Annotated in this window: 17 protein-coding genes and 7 pseudogenes; 17 read left to right on the top strand and 7 right to left on the bottom strand. The window is 59.8% G+C overall.

Annotation, left to right across the window (positions count from 1 at the left end; translation table 11 throughout):
* Nucleotides 1-2 precede the first annotated feature (2 nt).
* From D3227_RS33615 to D3227_RS43230, 3 genes and pseudogenes are all read left to right on the top strand, one after another.
* Nucleotides 3-344: a hypothetical protein gene (locus D3227_RS33615; RefSeq protein ID WP_245452004.1), complete on the top strand. Its 342-nt coding sequence runs from the start codon at nt 3-5 to the stop codon at nt 342-344.
* Between the two features lie 338 nt (nt 345-682).
* The gene (locus D3227_RS43235) at nt 683-1,075 is read left to right on the top strand and encodes a phospholipase D-like domain-containing protein (protein ID WP_245452003.1); all 393 of its coding nucleotides are present in this window, start codon (nt 683-685) and stop codon (nt 1,073-1,075) included.
* Nucleotides 1,059-1,340: pseudogene (locus D3227_RS43230) on the top strand (phospholipase D-like domain-containing protein); the annotation flags it as partial. The gene D3227_RS43235 and the pseudogene D3227_RS43230, both read left to right, overlap by 17 nt.
* Nucleotides 1,341-1,621: 281 nt before the next feature.
* Here D3227_RS43230 and D3227_RS33600 read toward each other — a convergent pair.
* Entirely contained in the window at nt 1,622-2,083 is a 462-nt protein-coding gene (locus D3227_RS33600) for a hypothetical protein (RefSeq protein WP_120018449.1), read from the bottom strand.
* 536 nt (nt 2,084-2,619) lie between these two features.
* On the opposite strand from D3227_RS33600, the gene D3227_RS41320 reads away from it, so the two are divergent.
* The 10 genes and pseudogenes from D3227_RS41320 to D3227_RS41945 all read left to right on the top strand — a co-directional run bounded on the left by D3227_RS41320 (nt 2,620) and on the right by D3227_RS41945 (nt 11,301).
* Complete coding sequence (locus tag D3227_RS41320; protein WP_147377752.1) at nt 2,620-3,168, top strand: hypothetical protein; 549 nt, start codon at nt 2,620-2,622, stop codon at nt 3,166-3,168.
* Between the two features lie 354 nt (nt 3,169-3,522).
* Nucleotides 3,523-3,662, top strand: a pseudogene (locus D3227_RS33585) (IS5-like element ISNeu3 family transposase); the annotation flags it as partial.
* Nucleotides 3,663-4,145: 483 nt separating this feature from the next.
* A complete protein-coding gene (locus D3227_RS33580; protein ID WP_120018446.1) occupies nt 4,146-5,519 on the top strand; it encodes a DUF3300 domain-containing protein in 1,374 nt (457 codons plus the stop codon).
* 77 nt (nt 5,520-5,596) lie between these two features.
* Nucleotides 5,597-6,502 carry a DUF2950 domain-containing protein gene (locus tag D3227_RS33575; RefSeq protein ID WP_245452008.1) on the top strand — a complete coding sequence of 302 codons (906 nt, stop codon included), beginning with the start codon at nt 5,597-5,599 and terminating at the stop codon, nt 6,500-6,502.
* 205 nt (nt 6,503-6,707) lie between these two features.
* Nucleotides 6,708-6,970 (top strand): annotated as a pseudogene (locus D3227_RS33570) (hypothetical protein).
* A 277-nt stretch (nt 6,971-7,247) separates the two neighbouring features.
* Nucleotides 7,248-8,528 (top strand): alpha/beta hydrolase, encoded by a 1,281-nt coding sequence (locus D3227_RS33565; protein ID WP_120018462.1) that lies wholly within the window; start codon nt 7,248-7,250, stop codon nt 8,526-8,528.
* Between the two features lie 153 nt (nt 8,529-8,681).
* Nucleotides 8,682-9,690: pseudogene (locus D3227_RS33560) on the top strand (Lnb N-terminal periplasmic domain-containing protein).
* Between the two features lie 158 nt (nt 9,691-9,848).
* Nucleotides 9,849-10,346: a sodium/glutamate symporter gene (locus tag D3227_RS44510; RefSeq protein ID WP_425374582.1), complete on the top strand. Its 498-nt coding sequence runs from the start codon at nt 9,849-9,851 to the stop codon at nt 10,344-10,346.
* Nucleotides 10,238-11,152 carry a sodium/glutamate symporter gene (locus tag D3227_RS33550; RefSeq protein ID WP_281035012.1) on the top strand — a complete coding sequence of 305 codons (915 nt, stop codon included), beginning with the start codon at nt 10,238-10,240 and terminating at the stop codon, nt 11,150-11,152. Before D3227_RS44510 ends, D3227_RS33550 begins: the two co-directional genes overlap by 109 nt.
* Complete coding sequence (locus D3227_RS41945; RefSeq protein ID WP_167480966.1) at nt 11,149-11,301, top strand: hypothetical protein; 153 nt, start codon at nt 11,149-11,151, stop codon at nt 11,299-11,301. Before D3227_RS33550 ends, D3227_RS41945 begins: the two co-directional genes overlap by 4 nt.
* 31 nt (nt 11,302-11,332) lie before the next feature.
* Here the strand turns inward: D3227_RS41945 and D3227_RS33545 are convergent, their stop codons facing one another.
* On the bottom strand, nt 11,333-11,590 hold the full coding sequence (locus D3227_RS33545; RefSeq protein ID WP_120018461.1) for a hypothetical protein: 258 nt from the start codon (nt 11,588-11,590) through the stop codon (nt 11,333-11,335).
* Between the two features lie 752 nt (nt 11,591-12,342).
* Here D3227_RS33545 and D3227_RS43225 point away from each other — a divergent pair.
* Nucleotides 12,343-12,549, top strand: a pseudogene (locus tag D3227_RS43225) (DUF899 family protein); the annotation flags it as partial.
* A gap of 15 nt (nt 12,550-12,564) precedes the next feature.
* Here the strand turns inward: D3227_RS43225 and D3227_RS33535 are convergent.
* The 3 genes and pseudogenes from D3227_RS33535 to D3227_RS33525 all read right to left on the bottom strand — a co-directional run.
* Nucleotides 12,565-13,131, bottom strand: a pseudogene (locus D3227_RS33535) (NADP-dependent oxidoreductase); the annotation flags it as partial.
* A gap of 350 nt (nt 13,132-13,481) precedes the next feature.
* Entirely contained in the window at nt 13,482-13,721 is a 240-nt protein-coding gene (locus D3227_RS33530) for a conjugal transfer protein TraD (RefSeq protein ID WP_120018442.1), read from the bottom strand.
* 1 nt (nt 13,722) lies between these two features.
* Nucleotides 13,723-14,049, bottom strand: a complete 327-nt coding sequence (locus D3227_RS33525) for a conjugal transfer protein TraD (protein ID WP_120018460.1) — start codon at nt 14,047-14,049, stop codon at nt 13,723-13,725.
* 172 nt (nt 14,050-14,221) lie between these two features.
* Between D3227_RS33525 and traA the strand changes: the two genes are divergently transcribed.
* Nucleotides 14,222-17,275 (top strand): Ti-type conjugative transfer relaxase TraA, encoded by a 3,054-nt coding sequence (traA, locus tag D3227_RS33520; protein WP_120018441.1) that lies wholly within the window; start codon nt 14,222-14,224, stop codon nt 17,273-17,275.
* A gap of 128 nt (nt 17,276-17,403) precedes the next feature.
* A complete protein-coding gene (locus tag D3227_RS33515; RefSeq protein WP_120018440.1) occupies nt 17,404-17,619 on the top strand; it encodes a helix-turn-helix transcriptional regulator in 216 nt (71 codons plus the stop codon).
* A 454-nt stretch (nt 17,620-18,073) separates the two neighbouring features.
* Here D3227_RS33515 and D3227_RS33510 read toward each other — a convergent pair whose 3' ends face one another.
* Nucleotides 18,074-19,057 (bottom strand): SMI1/KNR4 family protein, encoded by a 984-nt coding sequence (locus D3227_RS33510; protein ID WP_245452006.1) that lies wholly within the window; start codon nt 19,055-19,057, stop codon nt 18,074-18,076.
* A 1,331-nt stretch (nt 19,058-20,388) separates the two neighbouring features.
* Here D3227_RS33510 and D3227_RS33495 point away from each other — a divergent pair.
* The gene (locus D3227_RS33495) at nt 20,389-20,829 is read left to right on the top strand and encodes a hypothetical protein (protein WP_120018438.1); all 441 of its coding nucleotides are present in this window, start codon (nt 20,389-20,391) and stop codon (nt 20,827-20,829) included.
* Between the two features lie 215 nt (nt 20,830-21,044).
* Here D3227_RS33495 and D3227_RS33490 read toward each other — a convergent pair.
* Nucleotides 21,045-21,932: pseudogene (locus D3227_RS33490) on the bottom strand (alpha/beta hydrolase).
* Nucleotides 21,933-21,941: the final 9 nt, after the last annotated feature.

The following is a 21,941-nucleotide window of genomic DNA, read 5'->3' as shown; positions in this document are numbered from 1 at the left end:
TGATGTCGAGAACCGAGATCTTTGCAGGCCGAGGGCATCGGCTTGCCGTCGGAGCGGTTTTGTTGGGAGCGATCTTTCCCGTCGCCTGCGTTAGCGCGCCGCCTCCGCCACCACCACCCGAGCAGATGTCGCGCACCGCAGCCAAGACAGCGCCCGCCGACTTGCAACTTCTTTGCGCAAATGCCGCAGCAAAAGCCAGCGGCCTAAAGGCCGACAAAATACTGCCGGTCAGTTCGAACCTGATCGATTCGAAGACCTTTCAGGTCGACCTCGACGCCGGCGGCAAGAAGACGAGCTGCCTTGTCGACGCCGACGGCAACATCAAATCTGTTCAACCGTTGTGAACGTTGTCAACGGCCAGTTGCTTGCGTTTTCCGCGCGCCATGCGGAAGCAGGCCTGGCAAGCTTCGCGCGGCATGAGAGGTCACGCCGGATTCGTTCAGGGAGCTTGCTCTACATCCCTCGGCCCAATCTCTCAAGCTCGAGCGAATAGCAATACAACGCGAACAGCACGCTGAAGACGATGAGCCCCTTGAACCCCGGCTTCAGCATCCTGCATGGACACCCTATCATGCCATTTTGGCAACACGGGCCGTCGCATTTCGCCTGCTTATCTGCCGCCAACTGAGGGATCGCGTGTATCCAAGTTTGATCGGTGAAATGCAGCTTCCTCGAGAAGGCCATGCGCCGGGCAGGCGTGCAGGTGGCCAACGGGCTGCCGGTCGGCAACCCTCTGTTGCGGCCCTTCATGGGACGCATTGACCTTCGAAACCACCGCAAGATCGTCGTCATCGACGGTCGCACTACCTATTGCGGCAGCCAAAACTGTGCTGATCCAGAATTTTTGGTGAAGGCAAACTATGCGCTCTGGGTTGATGCGATGATGCGCTTCGAGGGCCCGATTGCCCGCGAGAACCAGTTATTGTTCGCCAGCGACTGGATGTCCCGTGTGGATGAGGATCTGGAAGGCCTCTTTCGCGAGCCCCATCTCTTGGCCAAATCCGATGCAATGCCCGCACAGGTGATCGGAACCGGACCGACGGCGGCGATTTTCGGCCATGCCGGAAATGTTTGAATCCCTGATGTATGCAGCGCAACGCGAGCTCATCATTTCGACCCCCTATTATGTGCCCAGCGAATCCCTGCAAGGCGCGCTTTGCACGGCAGCCCGCCGGGGTGTGGATGCGAAGATCATCTTTCCCGCCAGGAACGACTCCCGGATCGTGGGAGCCGCGAGCCGAAGCTACTATGCGGATCTCCTATCCGCGGGCGTTGAGATCCACGAATATGTCGGTGGCCTTCTTCACACCAATTCGCTGACACTCGACGGAGAGGTCACCTTGATCGGCTCCGCGAACATGGACCGCCGGAGCTTCGATCTGAACTACGAGAACAACATCCGTTTTATGATCTCGATCTTACCGCCGCCATGCGGCAGCGCCAGCTTGACTACGCCCGCTCGAGTCCCGTCACAACCAAGATGGTGGCTTCATGGTCCCTGCCACGGCGCCTTTGGAACAACAGCATCGCCACGCTCGGACCCCTGCTGTGAGATCGTTCAGCCCTGGAGAGGCCGAAAAGTCGCTTGCTTCCTATGTGGAGTGAACCCTGCGGTATGTTGTCAACGCACCCATCTGACGAACCGCACGATCACTTCCTCGGCGATGAGCATGGCCATGACGGCGATAATCAGCGGCACCACGCCGTGCAGCATGCCTTCAAAGCGAACCCTATCCCCGAACACGAAAGTAATCGCCTCCAGGATCACGAACTTGGATAGGAACAGGACTACCCATGCGCCGAAGAATCGCATGAACTTCATGAAGGCACCTTGCCTTGCCTGGAAGAACACAGCGACCTGATGCTCGATAGCGATCGTCCCCTTCAGAAGGGCCTGCAACAAGATGGCGGCGAGCAATGACACGCTGAAGGAAGAGACTGTGACGCTGTCCGAAAACTCATCAAACAGGTTCAGGACCACGAGGTCGATCAGGACGCCAAAGAGATAGCGTATGATCAATCGCTGGCGGTCGGTTGGCATTTCGGCTGTGGCCGGCAGAAAACCGTGGATTTTGTCAGCCATGACGTCCCCTTGCAAAACACCCCTGCCGAGTGGTGCGAATCTCGGCATTACTTTAGCATGGCCGTTTCGACGCGCCACATAACTAACGGTAAGTACCGTGGGGCCACCGGCCCTAGTGCCGAAAGATCACCAGTCTACCGTGGTGGCGGATGATTGAGACGCGATCTCATGGCGGCATCGTCATTTAGCAATTCTGCTCCTGCCTCTCCGACCAATCGTACGTTGAAGTTGCATTTCCTAACGGGAAAGGTTGCCGCCGAAATCGACTCCATTTTTCTTGACGTACCGGATGTTATTGCTGGTCATGCTGAACTATCCTCGACGCAGCGATGCGCCTTTGGTCGTATAGCCACGACCATGCCTGTCCTGCTGGTTCTGTTCAGCCTGTTTTGCTATTCGCTTGAAATAGAACGGTTGGGCAGGGCAAGGGAAGACCATTCCGCCGACATCCGGCCGCACCAAGCTGGCCAAATCCGGTCCGTTACAAGGTGCCGATCGACGGCGGCCTCGTCTGCCCGTCAAAGTTTCGGAGCGGCTTGAGACAATTTCCAGGTGTCTGGAACAATTCTGGATCGGCGACGTTCCACCTAGGTAATGACGATGTTTCGCATACGGTAAACATTGCCACCAGCGAGGACGCGATCATGAGATTCCTGTCAGGCATAGCGACCTGCCTGGTCGCAACTTTTGCACTGACGAGTACTGTTTCCGTTGACGCCGCTCCGGTCTTCGTGCCCAGGGCACAAAGCGCGCACTCTGATGTCATCCACATTCGGGATGGCTGGTACAGGGGCTACCGCGGCTACCGCCACCACCACCACCGGCACAACGACTTGGCCCCCGGCGGCGCTTTTGTCGCCGGAGTTCTGCTCGGCAGCGTGCTCGCCAACAACAACGGCTACTATGGTGGGTATTACCAAGGTGGTGACTACTACGGAGATCCGTATTACGGCGATCCGTATTACGGCGATCGGCATTACAGCGACCGCTATTATACCGACCGCCATTACGACAATGGCTATCACTCAAACGGGTCCTATCGGCCCTGCTCGCCCAGGGAAGCGGATTCCGGTAATTGTTACTAGCGTGGCGCGCTGCCCGGCCTGTCGCGACACATTGATGTCCCGCATGCCATCATGGGATGGTGGCAAAAAATGCCCTCCAGGTAACTTACGTTCCGCTGCCGGCTCGGTCCGGTAGGATCGGGGACAACACGAACCAATGGTCAATGGGATGGCCAATCGACGGGATCGAACGTCGGCTGGCAGACAAAAACGATCTGGGCGGGTACGCTGGTTCCGCAGTTTATCGTCTTAACGATGATTGGTTTCACAGGCCGGTGCTTGCCGTGGCAGATCGAGCTGCATTGGCCGGAGAATATGCCGCCAACATCGTCAGGGCCGCCAGCGATACTTTCCGCATATGCCGGATCTCCTCATTGCGGAAAAGGGGGGGACCAAAACCAGGCTTTGGGCGCTCCAGAGGTGGACTGACCACCAAGATTCATATGGCGGTGGACGGCCAAGGGCGCCCACTACGATTGATCTTGACGCCCGGCCAGCGCGGCGATGTCACACAGGCGCCCGCCTTGCTCATCGAACGTTGTTTCAACAGACGGATCGCAACACGCAACGACCGACGCGCCCTATACTCCTCAGCTTCATTCAAATCGCTTGCGCCATGTTATGGATGCGATGAATGTCGATTCAGCCTAGTGTATTCCGCTCCGCTGAAGCAGCCGAGTAAGGCCTGGCCGATCGCCATCGAAGTCGCCGGTCGGAAGCCTCCTTCTACGCCCAGCGAGACCTCATCGTTGGGATCCAGCCGGTCATCCGCGCCGCGCCCTCGAACGCAATTATCTGACGCGGACATCGATCCGAAAGATGGCCTCGATATCGACTGATCCGCGGACAGGTTTCCAAGATCTGCACGTAGCATACAGTTAACTACCTTCCGCATCGGCATGCAATGCGCTACGGTCTCCTAAGGCAAGAACAATTCGCCCGGACTCGGCGACAGAACATCGCTGACAACCAGGTTCACATCCTTTGGAGGGACGGCAATGGAGATCAAGTTTCCTCGTTGGCCTGTTGGCACTGTGGCCATAATGGCATTCTTGATGTGCTTCGGTCCGGCCTCTTTCGCGATTGCTCAGGATAAAGCCGCTGCTACAGCGAGCGCAGCGGCAACCCAAGCCCCCGAACCGCTCGAAGAGGATGAACTCGAAATCCTGGTAGCGCGAATTGCGCTCTACCCCGATGAACTTGTCGCGGTGATTTCCGAAGCGTCGCTTTATCCATTGCAGATCGTGGAGGCGAACCGGTTTTTGGACCAGGTCGCCAAGAAGCCAGGCCTGAAACCGAAGGAAAGCTGGGACGGCAGCGTCATCTCACTGCTCAACTATCCCGACATCGTCAAAATGATGAGTGACGATCTGGATTGGACCCAGACGCTTGGCGACGCACTGACGTATCAGCAAAAAGACGTTCTGGTCGCTATTCAGCAGTTGCGCGACACGGCTGTCGCCAAAGGTGTGATCAAGTCCGATGACAAGATCGAGGTTGTCGAGGAGAACGACAATGTGGTCATCCGGTCCGCTAGCGCAGATAAGGTCTATGTTCCACGGTATGAGCCGCAAATGCTCTATGCCGTCGACTATCCGGTCGCTCCGATCTCCTATTATCCCGACCCCTACCCAAGTTATTATTATCCCACTGCGCCCTATTTCGCGGCCTTCGTGACTGGTGCCGTCTGGGCAGCGGCGGTGGATTGGAATGGTGGGGGCGTGTGGGGGGGCCGCTGGGACGGCAATGATATCAATATCGACTGCAACAATTGCTTCAACAACATAAACGGCAAGGTCAATTTCAACGACGTGGACTGGAAAAACGTCGACCGATCGAAACTAAATTTCGACAGGAACCAGTTCGCCAACTTCGACAAAACGAGCATGCGCGACCGGGTCAAAACGAACGATCGCAACAGTATGCGCAACAAGGCGTCCGATCTCAAAAAGGACCGGATGAGCACACTGGCCGGAAAGTCCGGCAAGGTGAAGGACGTTCGCCAACGCGAAATCAGAGAGGGTTTGAAAAACCGGCCGCCGGGGTCAAGGCCGGATTTCAAAAAGCCAACCAACACCAAGCCAATTGCTTCGGCACGAAAGAATGACCGCCCTGCCGCCAAGGCGTCGGGGAAAATCAATCGCGCGGTTGGCAAGCCGAAGCCAGCAATGAGGGTGGACAACAGGCCGAGGAAGCCTTCGGGCCTTGGCAACGTCAGCTCCGGAAAACGCCAGCAGATTGCCTCTAACCGAGGTGCGAGGAGCATGGGAGGCGGAATTCGCAGCAGCGGCGGCGGCGGCCACAAGATGATCAGGCCGAGCGGTGGCAGGAAGGGCGGCGGTGGGCGCGGCGGTGGCGGGCGCAGGCGTTAAAACTTTTGGCGAGAGGAAAACCGACCATGAAAACGTGCGTCCGGAGTCTTGTTCTACGTTCGCTGCTCGGTGTCGGAATGATCTTGGGCATTGGCGCGGGTTCTGCAAATTTTGTCAGCGCGCAGGAGGAGCAGAGCCTCACTGACTACGTGGCCAAGAACGATCCGCCGCTTTTCGATGATCCCTCAGCGGCGGTGGAAGCGTTCAAAGCGGTCCTGGCGAAGGACGATTTCGACGGACTGGCGGCATTGCTTGGGCTGGATGCCGCGAAGCTGCGGACAAGCGAAGGCGTGATGGATACCTACGCGCAGATCAAGCAAGGTGCTGCCAAAACAGTGATCGTGCGCGATCTTGGCGACCGCAAGGAACTCGACATTGGCGACAAGCTATGGCCCCTGCCGTTCCCTATCGTGAAGGGTAAAGACGGCAAATGGGCTTTCGATACCTATGCTGGCATCGAAGAGATCATCAACCGGCGCGTCGGTGAAAATGAGATCGCGGCAATCGAAACGGTCCGTGCCTATGTCGACGCTCAACGTGATTACGCCGCGGAAGACCGCGATGGCGATGGCGTGCTGGAGTACGCCCAGAAGCTGGCCAGCAGCGAGGGCCTGACCGACGGACTATATTGGCCGTCCGACGAAGCCAATGGCATTAGTCCCGCAGGCGACTTCATCAACCAGGCAGCTCTCGACAAGGCCAAGAAAGGCGATGGCTATTTTGGTTATCGCTTCCGCATCCTCAATGGTCAGGGCAAAAATATCGCCGGCGGCGCCTACAACTACATCATCAACGGCAACATGATCGCCGGTTTCGCGCTTCTGGCCTGGCCTGTGAAATATGCTGAGACGGGCGTCAAAACCTTTGAGGTCAATCAGCAAGGTATTGTCTACGAGGCCGATCTAGGGCCAAACACGGAGGCTGTGGCCGGAGGGATAAAGCTGTTCAATCCCGATGACAAATGGCAGGTGACTGGTGACTAGACTAGCTTCAATTTGAAACCGCCCGCCCTGTTGCCAATCCTGGCCCTGCTGAATGAGTTTTAGCGAAGTTGTGCCCATCCCATTCGAGGCTTGAAGACTGACGAGTTCATCCGCCAGCAGGAAGCGGCTGTGACAGCTCATTGCAACGGGCGAGAAAGCCTTGCGAAAAGCAACAGAGGCGGTGTGGAAACACTGATATTGTAAAATGTGGAAGTCGCTCGTCGTCGCTATCGCTGTTCTTGCCTTGGAGCGTTCGGCCTCGGCCGCCATCGTGGTCAACAAGGATACTAAGATTCGCACGCTGATCGTGACGGAAGGCAGCGGCAAGACGAAGTTGACGCGGCGGGCCGGCGAAACCGTGGAATTCCGCCCGAAAGGCTGTTTCGTCACGTGGCCTAATGGTGATTCGAGGCCCTGACCGGCTCGGAAACGATAGATATTTCGGGTGGCGTTGCCCGCATCAAGTAAAAGTCGGCGGCATGGTTTCTAGAGCCTAGGCAAATGCCCAACCTTTTATTGTTTTTGGTAGCAGTTGTCTAACAGAGACAGGGGAATAGTCGGTTACAACTCGACGCCAACGATGTCGACCATCCTGGCTATGAGATGCGCGACACCGACTATCGGGACGGCGGCTTCAGCTATAAGGTAACGCAGAACGGACAGTTTTCGAGCGTGCATTCCGCTTTTAGTACGGCTTCGGAACGAGGGGATAGGTTTGGAGAATTGTCTTGTGAGCCTGTCCAAAATCAGGTGCCTCAGCCACGTCTTGTTGGCGTCAGCGTTGGTTGGCCTGCTGTGGGGCTGTGCATCTCGTCCCACGAACGTGTTGTTACCCGTAGCCGATACGTCCCCGTCATCCAGCAAGGTGGAGATGCTGGTGACGACGACGCGCGCTCGCTCTGCCAATCCGGCCGAGATGTATACGGGCGAGCGCGGACTGGCTCCTTCATTCGCGGACGTTACGGTGTCGATCCCATCGGCGTCGGTGCGCAAGGTCGGCGAGGTCGCCTGGCCCAAGAAGCTGCCGTCAAACCCTGCAACCGATTTCGCGGTGGTGAAAGCCGAAGAACTAACACGGGATGGCGCGAAGGAGTGGCTACACGCCTCTGTCAAGAAGAGCCCGGACCACAGCGTTCTGGTTTTCATCCATGGCTTCAACAACCGCTTCGAGGACTCCCTTTATCGCTTTGCGCAGATCGCCAAGGATACCGGCACCGACAGCGCTCCGATTTTGGTCACATGGCCTTCCCGAGGCAGTACGCTGGCCTATGGCTACGATCGCGAGAGCACCAACTACACGCGAGATGCGCTCGAGACGCTGTTCCAATACCTGGCGCACGATCCCGACGTAAAAGAGGTTTCGATCCTCGCCCATTCGATGGGTAATTGGCTTGCCTTGGAATCCTTGCGCCAGATGGCCATCCGCAATGGCGGCCTGCCGGCAAAGTTCAAGAACGTCATGCTGGCCGCGCCTGACGTCGATGTCGACGTGTTTCGCACTCAGATTGCCGACATGGGCAAACAGCACCCCCAGTTCACCCTCTTTGTCTCGCAGGATGACCGGGCGCTTGCATTTTCTAGACGGGTCTGGGGCAACATCCCCCGGCTCGGCTCTATCAATCCGGAAGAGGCTCCATACAAGGAAGACCTTGCCAGCAACAATGTGACCGTCATCGACCTGACGAAGGTCAAATCCGGCGACAGTCTGAATCACGGCAAGTTCGCGTCATCACCGCAGATCGTGCAATTGATTGGGGCGCGGATGGCTGCCGGCCAGACCTTGACCGACAGCAGGGTGGGCCTTGGCGACACGATCGTGCAAGCGACGACCGGCGCGGCGGCTGCGGCTGGCAGCGCTGTAGGGTTGGTGATTTCGGCACCCGTTGCAGTGGTCGATCAGAACACCAGGGAAAACTACGGCAATGAGGTCGAGAACCTGACCGGCTCGCTAAGCAGTAAGAAAACGAATGCTGGCAGCAAGAATTGCAACCTGCCTGCAGCATCCACAAAAGGGTGCAAGAAATAGCGGTTCAACGAAGTCAAGGCGGCAGCGAAGCTTATTGATGCCTCATCTCTAAGTTGTTTGAACGTTCCGTGAGAATGGCATTCAGAGGGCGGAGAGCGAGCCCATACCTGAAGCGACGCTTCTGCTGTTCCCATCTGGCTGGAAGGGAAATGAATGCATCGCATCGCTCGGATATCGCTCGCCATCCTCCTTTCGTTAGCCGTTGCAATTTTGACCGCCTGGGCCGGACTTGCCATCTGGTACCGCCTGCCCTCGGCAGAGCTTGGACGGGCTGTGGCCTGCGCCCTTTTCATCTTGTTCGGAATCGGCACCGTCATTGCCCTCTTCAGCCGTCTTCGCTTCAGGGCGTTCGTCCTGTTTCTCGCTGCGTTCGCTGCGGTTCTGGTTTGGTGGAGCACCATCAAGCCTTTGGGCGACGCCGACTGGGCGCCAGATGTGGCCCAGCCAGGTAACCGGCACCCGCGACGGAAACCTGTTGATGCTGAAAGACGTGCGCGACTTCGAATGGCGCAGCGACACCGATTTCACCGAACGTTGGACAAGCCGGACCTACGACCTTTCCACCGTTCAGCGCGCCGACCTCTTGATGTCCTATTGGGCTGGACCGAAAATGGCCCATGTCTTCATGAGCTTCGGCTTCTCCGACGGTGAATATCTTGCCTGGTCCATTGAGGTGCGGCGTCGTATCGGTGGCGAGTTTTCGCCCATAGCGGACCTGTTCAAGAGCAGTCCCCTGGTCATTATCGCGGCCGACGAGCGAGACGTCGTCGGCGTCAGGTCAAATGTTCGGGGAGAGGATGTCCAGATCTATCGCATGAAAGCGTCGCCTGACGCGGCCCGGGCGCTTCTGCTGGAATACGTCTCGGACGCAAATGCGCTTTCCACGAAGCCTGCATTCTATAATTCCATCACGACGAACTGCACGACGACGATCGTCAAGATGATGCGAGCGGTCGGCGACGCCGTTCCCCTCGACTGGCGCCTTATCGTCAACGGCTATCTTCCCGAGTATGCGTACGACCGGGGTGCGCTCGACACCCGCTTGCCGTTGTCGACCTTGCGGGAGTTGGCACACATAGACGACCGTGCTCGGAAGTCGGGCCTGTCGCCGGATTTTTCGAGATTGATCCGGGTTGGTGTGCCATCTCCCCGCCTTGGCTAGTGATCTGGGAGCGGCCTCGCACGTGGGATCGAAACGCGAAGGGGTTTTCCGGTCTCGATGATCTCGCATTGGAGGTAAGCTGGCCGAGCAGTGCAGTTGTTATTTTTGCATCGCCGAAAGACGTTCAGCCAATCGCCAAAGCGAGATTGGTGGTGACGATGATGGAAGCGCTCGCAGAGCTTCGACGGGGGATTGAGCCGATGGCCGCGGACCATGTTAAATTCTCGGAACTTGCAACGTTGATCATTGGTCTGATCGCGTTGGTCGCGGGGACCCGCATCCGTCAAATGGTTCCAGTGCTGAAACGCATCGACATGCCCAACGCCGTGATCGGTGCCATGATAGTGGCTCCGCTCGTTCTCCTTGCTCAGGTCATGTTCGGAACCGAGGTCGCCTTCGGCACAAAGCTCCGCGATCTTCTGTTGCTTGTCTTCTTCACAACGATCGGCCTGTCGGCGAAGTTGAAAGCGCCGCGAGCCGGTGGCCGTCCATTGGTCATCCTCTGTGCGGTGACAGTGGCTGGTCTGCCAGAATCTGGTTGGCATCGGTGTCGCGACGGCTTGGGGTGCACACCTACGGGCTCCTTGCTGGGAGCCTTTCCTTCGTTGGTGGGCCAGGAACGGCACTTGCCTGGACGAAGGAGGCGGAGGGCGTAGGGCTTCAGAACGCGCAAGCGGTCGGAGCCGGCGCGGCGACTCTTGCGGTCATCACCGGCGCACTGGTGTCGGACCATTACCGGCTGGCTGATCGGCGTCACAAACTCTCCCCGGTTGCGGCACCGCAGACCGAGATCTCCTTCGCCGAGGCGCAATGGGAGGCGCCGGCAGCAGTTCAGGAGGATCGCGGGAACCTTGAGGGTATACTGGCGACCATCCTGATCATTGCAGTGTCGGTCTTTCTTGGCGACAAGCTCAATAGCTGGGCCAAGGACGAAGGATTATTGCTACTTGGCTTCCTGTCGGCGATGCTCGCGGGAGTTTTCCTGACGAACCTTGTTGACTGGACTCGCATCCGGCCGGACTTCGATCCGATTCAAAAAGGCGGCGAGGTCGCTCTGAACCTGTTTCTGGTGCTCAGCGTCATGAGCACAAAGCTGATTGCCGTTGCCGCTATCCTCGGACCACTTTTTGTCAACGTACTGCTGCAGATCATCGTCATCGTGGCGATTGCCTATTTCATTCTGTTCCGGTTGCTGGGCCGGGACTATGAGGCAGCGGTTACGGTCGGTGGTTTCCTCGGCTTCGGGATATCTTCAATGCCCGTCGCGATGGCGGCCATGGACGAGGTGGCGCGCCGTTACGGTCCAGCCCCGAAGGCGTTCTTGCTGATCACTCTGGCCGGATCGTTCTTCGTTGATCTTGCTAATGCTCTCGTTGCGAAGGCATTCTTGGCGTTGCCACTTTTCGACATGAAGGCACTGGGCATCGCAGGGCACTGTTTTCCGACAAAGGCGGTCGAATGAGCGGCAACCTGTCGACTGGCGTAGCGCGTGTCAGCAGCGGCGTTATCCGATCGACCAGTCGCATCGGTATTGAAGGCCGGGAGGCCTACCAGGTGCGCGAGAGGAAAACGAAGGCACTGAAATTGGGTTCAAAAATGGCTGCGAAATAGAAGCGCCATGTACGATGGTGTGAAGCGAATCTCAAGGAGATCGATTGAAGCTCGGTTCCATACACCGATAGACGCGGCATTGACCGTCGTGTGTCGGGACCGAGGCGGCGGTCGGCACGTCCGGATAGTCGCATTCGTTGCCGAACTGGCGGACGTATCTATCGTAGGTGTTGCGGCCAGTGGTGAGAACAACCGAGCGATGGCTTTCGATCTTGGCCTGCGTCTGTTCGCAGGTCATCACGCGTGTGTCCGGTCGCGCATCGGCGACGCTGGTGACACAAACTGCCATCCCGGCAAGAAAGGCGATCGACAGACTTTTCGTGGCCAACACAACGGTACTCCCGATCGATGAATATGGACCGGTCCTGGAAAACGGCAAGGATATTTCGGTCGACGAAAATCGCGGGCTGGGTAAGACTCGCGCCGCCATATGCGAAGCATAAGCCGATGACCGACAAGCCGGTAACGACTTACGTTGTGAGCGTGTTCGAGAAGCCGCCTAAGGGCGACGGCTGGCAGCACGAGGTGAAATTCGACGACTACCGAACCCCATCGTCGCCCTTTTGGGTCTGGAACATGGCGATTTGCCCGCGAGGCAATCAAGCGCGGGGTCGCGTGGCGAAACTTGAGTGGCAGCGTTTGACGTATCACTGCGCATTGCGAGGGACAATGGCCGCAAGGTCTCGAGCGGGATGGCTATGCACCAGGAATATCTGCTGTTTGCATCGAGATGAATTCTCCGTTCGATGGCCACCATCAGTGAATGTCACTATCGGTGGTTTTCGATATGGTCGACGTCGGTGGCGGAACCATGCGGAGCGATACGGGAAGATTTCTGATTCAAGCCCACGAAAAACCAAATGAAATCAACATTCTGAGCTCGCCCTCCGGGCCTAGTAACGACAACCGCCCAAGCCCGATGCGAACGGACAAGCGGACATCTCCGGTTCCGACGCTCGCGACGACTTCGCGCCAATAGCAACAGAGGCCACCCGTAGTCATAGCGCTTGTTGCGCGTGCCCTGAGCTCGGCGAACTGCGGGTGCGCGAAAAGGCACACACCCGGGAAGGCGACGCGATCGCCGCTGCACGGCGGCGACTGCCGATGGTGAAGGTGAGCGGCGCGACACGGCTCATCGGCGCGAACGATCCCGTCACGCTGCTGGATGCATTTGAGGGGCGGCGACAGCTTATCGCCTATTACTTCATGTGGCGCGACGGCAAACCGGCAGCCGAGCAGTGCGAAGGTTGCACTTACTTCACCACCCAGGTGCGAGAACTCTCGCATATCCATAGCCGCGACGTAACCGATGACGTAGGCGCCGGCCTCTCGTGCGAGTTGCGTCACCATCGACCCGACTGCGCCGGCCGCGCCGTGCAGGAGGATGCTCTGCCCCGCCTGAAGGCGGCCGTGCCCGAACAGTCCCTGCCACGCGGTCAGGCCCGAGATCGGCAGGCTCGCGCCCACCGTGAAGTCGACGTCGCCCGGCAGTGGCGCGAGGTTGCGTGCCTCGACGGCCACATACTCCGCCAGGGTGCCGTCGCGATACCAATCCGCCAGGCCGAACACCCACTGCCCCACCGACAGTCCCGTCGTGCCGTAGCCGAGGGCGGTGACCACTCCGGCCAGCTCGTGTCCGGGGATCGATGGCGTCCGGTCAGGGTCGACACGATCGGTCCAGGTCGAGGGCCACGACAGTCCAGTCGGGACGAAGCCCGACGCATGAACCTGAACAACGACGACGTTTATCGCTCCCTGCGGCTCGGGCCGCTCCATCAGCGTCATCCCGACCGTTCCCGCAGCCTGGTCCGTCACCACAATTGCCTTCATGACAATTTTCTCCTCGGTCATTTGTCTCTTTGGTGGAAAGGTTGCAGCGTTGGAATGCCCGTTCGACATCTCATGCCAGGGTCCATGGATAACTTCCTGTGGAATGGAACGGCGCTTGCCATTGGTGGACGTGACCTCGCTTCCCGAACGCTCTGTGCAGGCAACGGCTTGACCAGTGACACCGCTTTTTTACGCTGCTCAACCCTAAATCCGGGCGGTCCGCTTCCGGCCCTCCTCGAGACCTTCGAGATTCTAGAACCTAAAATCGGCTGCCGGAGCAAAGCGGGCGGCGCTACGATATTTGAGGTCTCCGCGCCGCCCGCCGCTCGCGCCAAATATCGCTACGTTCGCTAGCCCTTTAGCTCTTCATTTCGTTCCGCCGTAAACGCCTCTTTCCCCTTTTCGGCCCACAGCGTGCGTGCGTGTTCTCCGCCTTCGCTCTCTAGTCTGTCGGCCATCCAGAGCAGAGCGCCGTAGATCGTGGCGCGGTCGTCGCCCGTCATCTCCACGATGCCTGCCTTGACGACGAGCCCGCCGAGTTCGATCAGGTGTCGGGTGCGCTTGCGGCGCTCGACCTGCCAGGTGCGCATGTCAAGCCGAGCCAGTGCCGCTTGCCGGCGATTGTGCGCCGCCCGGTTGCGCTGGAGCGCCGCGAAGGTTGCGCTCAGATGCCGGAGCAGTTCGCCGGGGCCTGCTCTCGAAAAACGTCACCCCACGTTTGGCCCATGCCTCACGCTTTGCGGTGTCTTTCGTTTCAGCGATTGCGGCCAGCGCGCCGGCCAGTTCCTCGGTGCTAAGTTGATCGGCGCCGGTGGCGATCACCAGGTCGCCAAGCTGCTGCACCTTTCGCGTTTTGAGTTCTCGCGCCTTGTCTTCGAGTGCCTTCAGTTCCGCATCAAAATCCCGTGGTTTACGCATGGCTGTCTCCATCTGACGTCGATGCGGTGATGATAGGGCAGCGTCTGCCGGAAGGCTTCAGGGTTGCCGAGACAGCGGGGGACGGGCTGGTCCATCCCGAGATTTTTTCGAGGGAGGGCGCGCTTATACGTCGTGCCGACGTGCGCTTTGACGTGCAAATGATCTGGTCGCGATGGCGATCTATCATCTTCACGTCAAGGTCATTGGCCGCAAGGCAGGCTCCAGCGCTGTCGCGTCGGCCGCCTACCGCTCGGCCTCGCGGCTGCGCGACCAGCGGATCGAACGCACGCACGATTTCTCGGCCAAGCGCGGTGTCGTCCATTCCGAGGTGATGCTGCCGGACAATGCGCCGGATGCGTGGAGCGACCGCGAACGGCTTTGGAACGATGTCGAGGCGTTCGAGGTGCGCAAGGACGCGCAGCTTGCCCGGGAGGTGGAGTTTGCCCTGCCGCGAGAACTCAGCCAGGCGCAAGGCATCGAGCTGGCGCGCGACTTCGTGCAAGCCGAGTTTGTCAGCCAGGGCATGGTCGCCGATCTCAATGTGCATTGGGACAGGGCAGAGGACGGCAGTCCAAAGCCTCATGCCCACGTCATGCTCACCATGCGGTCCGTGGACGTGAACGGCTTTGGTCCGAAGGTGCGCGACTGGAACCAAACCGAGCTGGTCGAGCGCTGGCGCGAGCAATGGGCCGAACTTGCCAATGAGCGCCTTGCAGAACTCGACATCGACGCGCGCATCGATCATCGCAGTCTGGAAGCACAGGGCATTGCCCTGGAGCCGCAAACCCAGATTGGTGCACCGGCTCAACGCATTGAGGGCAGCGGCCTTGACGCTGCCAACCTTGAAGCAGATCGCGCCGAACTGCACCGCGAGATCGCGCGCAACAATGGCGCGCGGATTATTGCGGATCCATCCGTGGCGCTGGATGCCATCACGCATCAGCAATCGACCTTCACCAGAAAAGACATGGCGAAGTTCTCGCATCGCCACAGCGACGGGATGGATCAGTTCAACGCGGTCATGGCAGCCATCAGCAACGCACCCGATCTGGTCGAACTCGGCAAGGACGGACGCGGCGAAGATCGCTTCACTACGCGGCAGATGATCGAGACCGAACAGCGCTTGCATCGCGCGGCGGAACGCATGGCTGGTCAGGAGCGCCATGCGGTGAGTGACGCACAGCGCGAGACAGCTCTGGCACTCGCAGCGCAACGCGGACTTGCACTCTCAGGTGAGCAGACAGATGCACTGGATCACATCACCGATGGGCGCGGTCTTGGTGTCGTTGTCGGTTTTGCCGGAACCGGCAAGAGCGCCATGCTGGGCGTTGCGCGCCAGGCATGGGCAGCCGCCGGCTATGAAGTTCGAGGCGCGGCACTTTCCGGCATCGCGGCGGAGAATCTCGAAAGCGGGTCGGGCATTTCTTCGCGCACCATCGCCAGTATGGAACACCGTTGGGGACAGGGCCGTGATCTGCTCACCGCGCGTGATGTCCTGGTGATCGATGAGGCCGGCATGGTCGGCACGCGCCAGTTGGAGCGCGTGCTCTCCCATGCAGCGGACGTTGGCGCAAAGATCGTGCTGGTCGGCGATCCGCAGCAGTTGCAGGCGATCGAGGCCGGCGCTGCGTTCCGTTCGATCCACGAGCGGCACGGCGGCGTCGAAATCGGCGAGGTACGCCGCCAGCGCGAGGACTGGCAGCGTGACGCCACGCGCAATCTGGCAACCGGCAGGATCGGTGCTGCGATCAGCGCCTATGACGTGCAAGGGATGGTGCACCAGGCTGCGTCGCGCGGCGAGGCGCGCAGCAATCTGGTCGAGCGCTGGGATCGCGACAGGCAGGCAGAGCCAAAGGCAAGCCGGATCATCCTCACCCACACAAACGACGAGGTGCGCGCGCTCAACCAGGCAGCGCGCGAGCGCATGCGCGCCGCCGGCGATCTCGGCGACGATGTTCAAGTGGATGTGGAACGCGGTGCAAGAAGCTTCGCCAGTGGCGACCGGGTCATGTTCCTGCGCAACGAGCGCGGGCTAGGCGTCAAGAACGGCACGCTCGGCACCGTAGAAGAAGTCAGCGTCCAAAGCATGACCGTGCGCACCGACGATGGCAGGTCGGTGCGCTTCGACCTGAAGGACTATGCGCACATTGACCATGGCTATGCCGCGACCATCCACAAGGCGCAGGGCATGACGGTTGACCGCACCCATGTGCTGGCGACACCTGGCATGGATGCGCAAGGCAGCTATGTTGCCCTGTCGCGGCATCGCGACAGGATGGACCTTCATAGCGGCAGCGATGACTTCGCGACCCGCGAACGGCTCGTCCGGACGCTCTCACGCGACCGAGCCAAGGACATGGCGTCGGATTATGAGCAAGCCGATCCGGCGCAGAGCTATGCCGAGCGACGCGGCATCACCTTCCGCGAACGCGTGGTGGAGATCGTGCGCCGGATTGTTCCGGAGAAGCTGCGCGACAGGATCGGGGAGCTGGTGGATGGGTTGCGCTCGCCCGGCGACGCCGAGCCCGGCCAGGAACGTGGGCACAGGCCGGGAAGGGAAGATGTTGGAGCGCAGGTCGGAGATGCCGGCCACACGCCCGAAAGAAAAACTCCCGGCACGGGAGCGCCGCGCGAAACGGATGCGCCGGTGGACTTGGAAGCGGCATTGCGCAGCGCTCGCACGAAGGCGCTTGTTCGTCACGCGCGCGCGCTCGACACCATCATGCGCAGCGGAGATGCGGACAGGCAGGGCAGTCCGGAGCAGATGCGCGAACTGGGAGATGCCCGCAGCGCGTTCGAGAAGGTTCGGCCGCATGGCTGGCGCGATGCCGAAGCGGCCTATGTGAAAAATCCCGCGCTTGTCCGCGAGACGGGGGCCGGCCGCGTCAATCGCATCGTGCTGGCGCTTCAGCTTGAGACGGAAATCCGCACAGGACTGGATACCGATCCGGGGCGCCGCGCCGACCATTTCGTGGAACGTTGGCAAAAGCTCGATCGCATGGGCCAGCGTCAATACCAGGCCGGCGACATATCCGGCTACAAGTCAACGCGGTCGGCCATGTCCGACTTGGCCAAAAGCCTCGAACGTGATCCGCAGCTTGAATCCCTCCTTGCCAATCATAAGAAGGCGCTTGGCATCCAGGTTGAATCCGGCCGGCGTCTGGGCGCGGAACTCGCCTTCAACCACGGCATCGGTCTGGGACGGGGGCGCGGCATCGGACTCTGACCCATCCGATTTGCCGCCGTTTCCACGTCACCTTACGACGCCGCGACGATCCCTCTTGCACGCCCGTAGCTGCCTGTTCTGTTGGGCTCATCAGGTATCAGACGCACCCAGCGGAAAGCAGGCCAGCCATGCCGGAACCCGACCGCATCATCCGCCTCAGAACCGTCCTTACCCGGACCGGGCTCTCCCGCTCAACCATGTATCGCAAGATTGCCGAAGGCACCTTTCCACCCCAGATCAAAATCAGCGTAAACGGTGCAGGATGGCGAGAGTCGGAAATCAATCGATGGGTAGAGAGTCCTGCATCTTGGAGTCCGAGGCGAGAAGGTGATGAAATCCGATAAGTCCGGTTGCGAGAGGTGGCGAAATGACAGCATCTATCGCATCATGAAATGCAATTTTCTGTGGAAAACGGAACCGAACCACCGGTATGATTTTGGATTGGGTAATTTTGCGGGTATCGACCATTACCCACACTGAAGATCTAAGAATAAATTCAAATAGATAGTCGGAAGTTCGATTCCGCCTCTGGCATCATCACTTTTGGATCCGTTCTGGACACATAGGTTACGGTTTATACCGGAGACACCATCTATCCGGAATGAACTGTTACCCATCTCTCGGGAAGGGCATTGTCTTTTTCTTATTTTCCAACGGCTTAGAAGTGACTTTTGTCCCACCATCATGACTCTGCAGGGTTGCCAAGCGGCAGCTGAGTTGATTCAAGCTGGCAAACGATGTGGAGTTTGCCATGCCTATCGCGCTTCGCACGGACGTGCGTCACCGAAATACGTGCCGTCATAGGAAGGGGCCAGGTGCGCCCAGAAGGCTTCGTGCGCCTTCGTGGAAGTCGTTTGATGGGGGGGCTTTCAATCGGAACCGGCGCAGCACTGGCTCTTCCGCCGCTTCCAATCTGAAATTGCCGCTTTCCAGCAGGCCGGCGATCCACTCGAGGAACTTGCCAAGGGATTCCGCAAGCACCGCCTTCACATCTTCGTCTCGCCCAAAGAGGATGACCTGGCCGACGCGACCGCTGGGCCAGGGATCGAAATCGAGACCGATATGATTGCCTGAGCCATCATGGGTCAGCGGGATCCAGCGCGGATTGATATAGGCCGGGTCAACCGCGTGTTCAGGCCACGCCCCTCCGCGAATTTCATAGCGATTGCCGCCGAAATCGGCGATCACATCGACCCAGACTTTCCATTGCGCCCCTGCCTGATGCAGCGGCAGCAGCGGAAGCCCATAGATATGGCCCCAACGGTCGTCGTTTTCGCCGTCGTGCCATCGGTATAGGTCGCGATAGGCGCGCGGCATCTTGAGGCCGATCAGGCGCTCGAACGCATCCAGTAGCGCGTCCGTGGCCGGCGGATTGAACACATATTTGTCTGGCGGCAGATGGGCAGCATACCAGGCATCAAGGCGCGCAAGCACCGGCGCGATATCTTCCTCCAGCAACGGCTTCGCCTGTCCCGGCGGCCGTTTGGGACGGCTGGCTTCGGCCATGGGGGATTTTGTCCTGATTTGCCGCATTGCGCACATAGTAGGAAGCAGCCCCGCAAGGCTCAGGGCTCCGAAGATAGACGCACCGATCAGCACATTGCGCCTGCTCCGATCCATCACGGACATTCCGGCGCGATTGATCGGCGCCGCCACACAAGCCCCGAAGGCATCGCAGGTCTCGGCCCGGATTCGTTTGCCGCCATTCAGACGAAGTCCGAGTCTGGCGGATAACGGTTGTCCATGATTACCTTCATAGCAGACACTTATACCAGAGATCACCAATAGCGACTCATAGCCCCTTCCCTGATTTGGTATAAGCAGTTAGCGCAACCCAGTCTGGGTGAAGCATTGAGGTACGGCGCCTGCGCAGCACCATCAGGCCTTGACGTCGGGCTGGGAATGGCGATCGCCGGCTGACACCTAAGCGCGCGGGAAAGCCGGGCAGTCGGGCACTGCAAATCTACCTTCGGAACCGCAGCGCGCCACGCCCCGTTGTCCTTGCAGTATGAGTAGCTATGCCCCGCGGATAGCGATTGTGGCGGCAACCCACCGAGTTGTGCTGCTTCCAAGTGTAAACGCCCCCGGGATCTTCGGTAGCCGTCGCCAAGTCGCGGCGCGCCAGCGGCTGCGGGGGTTCCGCCAATGACAGGGGAACGGAGGATTGCGATGCGCAAATATCTCGCGGCCGCTTTCTCGATTGCGCCAGAACGGGGCGTCAGTCGGTGTTGGCGCGGACGTCGGTAGCGTAGGCGGAGCAGACGCCGGAGCTTCGGTCGGAACTGGCAACGGCTCGGTCGGCGCAAGCGTTGGAGCCAGCGGCCAACTCGGCGGCGCGAGCATTGGAGCGAGCGGCCAAGTTAGTGGGGAAGACGCCTCGTCCGAAAGTAGCGCAGCAAGCGCCCCTCCAGGCGATACCCCCGGTGCTCCCGCCGCCACCGCGGCCGCGGCCGCAGGTGTACCAAAATCCATCGTCCTGCCACGCATCCTCTGGCCCTACAGGAGCGGTCGCTCATCGGCCGTGACGACAATTGAAGCGATACCGGGCACGCCGGGTGCAGTGGTTCGCGCCTGCCGTGAGGCGATTGAGTTGGCCGCTATCCCGTTTGGTGTCGTGAATGTACGTGCCATGAGCGCAGGGTCCCTACGCCGTCTGAGCCGAGGCGCAGTCTCGGCCCCGATTGCAGTTCGCATACATTATGCAAGGCAAGGTGGCGCCGAGATCCGGCAGGCGCGAATCAGATGCCACCTCGACGCTGCAGGCAGAGTGATCAGGCTGACATAGATGTTCGGCCTTGGATTCGCTCGCCCGGCGGATAGGCTTGCGCGAACGCAAGCGCCAGGTTGGCGGTCACCTCTCAGCAAGGCCAGCCGGGGATGGCGTCGAGGCGTTAGGCCATTGCGCGGGCGATTTCGTCAGTGCGCGTCCGCGTCTCCCGGCGCTTTTGCTCGTCAACGGCGCCGATCTGGAACGGTGCCAGCCTTTCCGTCTCGCATTCGCCGGCCTCGCCAAGCGAAACGCCTTTGCTCGCATCGGCCGATTGGCGGATTTGATTTGCTTGGTGATCCCCTATTCCTAGGGCAAACTGCCTGCCGGGGCTGCAGGAGGAGAAATGAGAGCACGCGCAGCTACGGTCGGCGATCTCGAGGGTGTTTTCCGGGGTCTGTCCAAGCGGATTTCGGACGAGTATGTGGCGGCCGGCAAGGACAGCAAGGTCGCCTACGACAATCTGATGATGAATTTGAAGGAAGGCCGTGCCCATGCCCTTGTCGAGGGCGAAAAGACGGTGGCGATCATCGCCTGGCACGAACATAGCGACGCTGCCGATACGCTGTTTGCCGCGCAGGAAGGTTTCTTCAGCGCCGCCACCATCCGCTTCTGCAAGCGGCACATTCGCCATATCCAGGCGCTGGCCGGCAACCTCCCCATTCGCTCGCGCAGCTGGCTGCAGAGAGCCGACGTCGCCAAATGGTTCCGGATCATCGGCTATGTCGAACGCGGTCAGGAGAATGGCGCTACGCTGTTCGAACTGCCACCGGCTCGCGGCGGCTAGCAATCGCGGCGTGCTGCAAAACGCCGCGAGCCAGGGGCCGTGGTCGGGCCGCTAGAGCAATTCAACAATTGATTGAATCGTTGAACTGCTCCAGTTCTATGTTTTTGCGCAATTCCGGACGGAAAACCGCTACACACTTTTCCTGGAATTGCTCTAGTTCTATGTTTTTACGCAATTCCGGACGGAAACCCGTTTCACACTTTTCCTGGAATACTCTAGCGGCCACCTCCCCGCTGCACCGCAAACGCCGCCTGCACCGCCCGGTTGACCGTCGCCGGCAGGATCGACATGTGGTTTTCGCCGGCATGGAGTTCGAAGCTGGCGGCGACGCCGGGTATGGCATCGAGGCGCTCGGCCATTGCGCGCGCGAATTCGTCGGTGCGCGTCACCTTCTTCTGCTCCAGGCGCTTTTGCTCGTCGGCGGCGCCGATCTGGAACGGCGCCAGTTTTTGGGACTCGTATTCGCCAGCCGACAGGATCACTTGCGCGCTCAGCCCGTCCGACACGGCGGCTTCGAACGGCTCGAGAACCCGGTCGATGGCGCGGTCTTCCCAGTAGATCGCCGGGCTCGCCGCAATCCAGGTGCTGAAGGCGTGCGGGCGGGTGAACAGGGCGTAGAGCGCGAACAGGCCACCGAAGGAGTGTCCGTAAAGCGCCTGCCTGCCAGTGTCGATCCTGGCGCGGCTGACCACGAACGGCTTCAGCTCATCCTCGATGAAGGCGAGGAATTTTTCCGCGCCGCCGGTCCGCACTTCGGGGCCGCCTTGGTGGAAAGGCGGATAGGTCTTGCCGGGCGGCGGGCCAAGATCCTAGGAGCGCCGCAGCGGATCATAGGCGCCGGCGACGGGATAGCCGATGGCGACGATGACGCCGTCTTCGACATTGGTGCCCGAGGGGTAGCCCGATTGCGCGCGCATGGCATCGACGGCGGTGCCGATGACGGCGTTGCCGTCGGTCATGTAGAGGACTGGCCAGCCGGCCTCGGGTGCCTCTCCCGGCGGCACATGGATGAACACCCGCCAAGGCTCGCCGCCTGCGGTGGGAACGAAATCGTGGACCGTGGTGTTGGCAATCAGGGCTGGCGTGGCGATCGACTGGAACATGGAGATCTC

Origin of the sequence: Mesorhizobium waimense, from assembly GCF_003601975.1 — a bacterium.
GTDB classification, from domain to species: domain Bacteria; phylum Pseudomonadota; class Alphaproteobacteria; order Rhizobiales; family Rhizobiaceae; genus Mesorhizobium; species Mesorhizobium waimense.
The sequence above is the reverse complement of the archived record's forward strand: the minus strand, read 5'-3'. Positions and strand labels throughout refer to the sequence as shown.

Bases quoted from the DNA above. Each gene is read 5' to 3' on its own strand.
- D3227_RS33615 (WP_245452004.1), top strand. From the start codon at position 3: ATGTCGAGAACCGAGATCTTTGCAGGCCGAGGGCATCGGCTTGCCGTC.
- D3227_RS43235 (WP_245452003.1), top strand. From the start codon at position 683: ATGCGCCGGGCAGGCGTGCAGGTGGCCAACGGGCTGCCGGTCGGCAAC.
- D3227_RS33600 (WP_120018449.1), bottom strand. From the start codon at position 2,083: ATGGCTGACAAAATCCACGGTTTTCTGCCGGCCACAGCCGAAATGCCA.
- D3227_RS33580 (WP_120018446.1), top strand. From the start codon at position 4,146: ATGGAGATCAAGTTTCCTCGTTGGCCTGTTGGCACTGTGGCCATAATG.
- D3227_RS33575 (WP_245452008.1), top strand. From the start codon at position 5,597: ATGATCTTGGGCATTGGCGCGGGTTCTGCAAATTTTGTCAGCGCGCAG.
- D3227_RS44510 (WP_425374582.1), top strand. From the start codon at position 9,849: ATGATGGAAGCGCTCGCAGAGCTTCGACGGGGGATTGAGCCGATGGCC.
- D3227_RS41945 (WP_167480966.1), top strand. From the start codon at position 11,149: ATGAGCGGCAACCTGTCGACTGGCGTAGCGCGTGTCAGCAGCGGCGTT.
- D3227_RS33545 (WP_120018461.1), bottom strand. From the start codon at position 11,590: ATGGCAGTTTGTGTCACCAGCGTCGCCGATGCGCGACCGGACACACGC.
- D3227_RS33530 (WP_120018442.1), bottom strand. From the start codon at position 13,721: ATGCGCACCTGGCAGGTCGAGCGCCGCAAGCGCACCCGACACCTGATC.
- D3227_RS33525 (WP_120018460.1), bottom strand. From the start codon at position 14,049: ATGCGTAAACCACGGGATTTTGATGCGGAACTGAAGGCACTCGAAGAC.
- traA (WP_120018441.1), top strand. From the start codon at position 14,222: ATGGCGATCTATCATCTTCACGTCAAGGTCATTGGCCGCAAGGCAGGC.
- D3227_RS33515 (WP_120018440.1), top strand. From the start codon at position 17,404: ATGCCGGAACCCGACCGCATCATCCGCCTCAGAACCGTCCTTACCCGG.
- D3227_RS33495 (WP_120018438.1), top strand. From the start codon at position 20,389: ATGAGAGCACGCGCAGCTACGGTCGGCGATCTCGAGGGTGTTTTCCGG.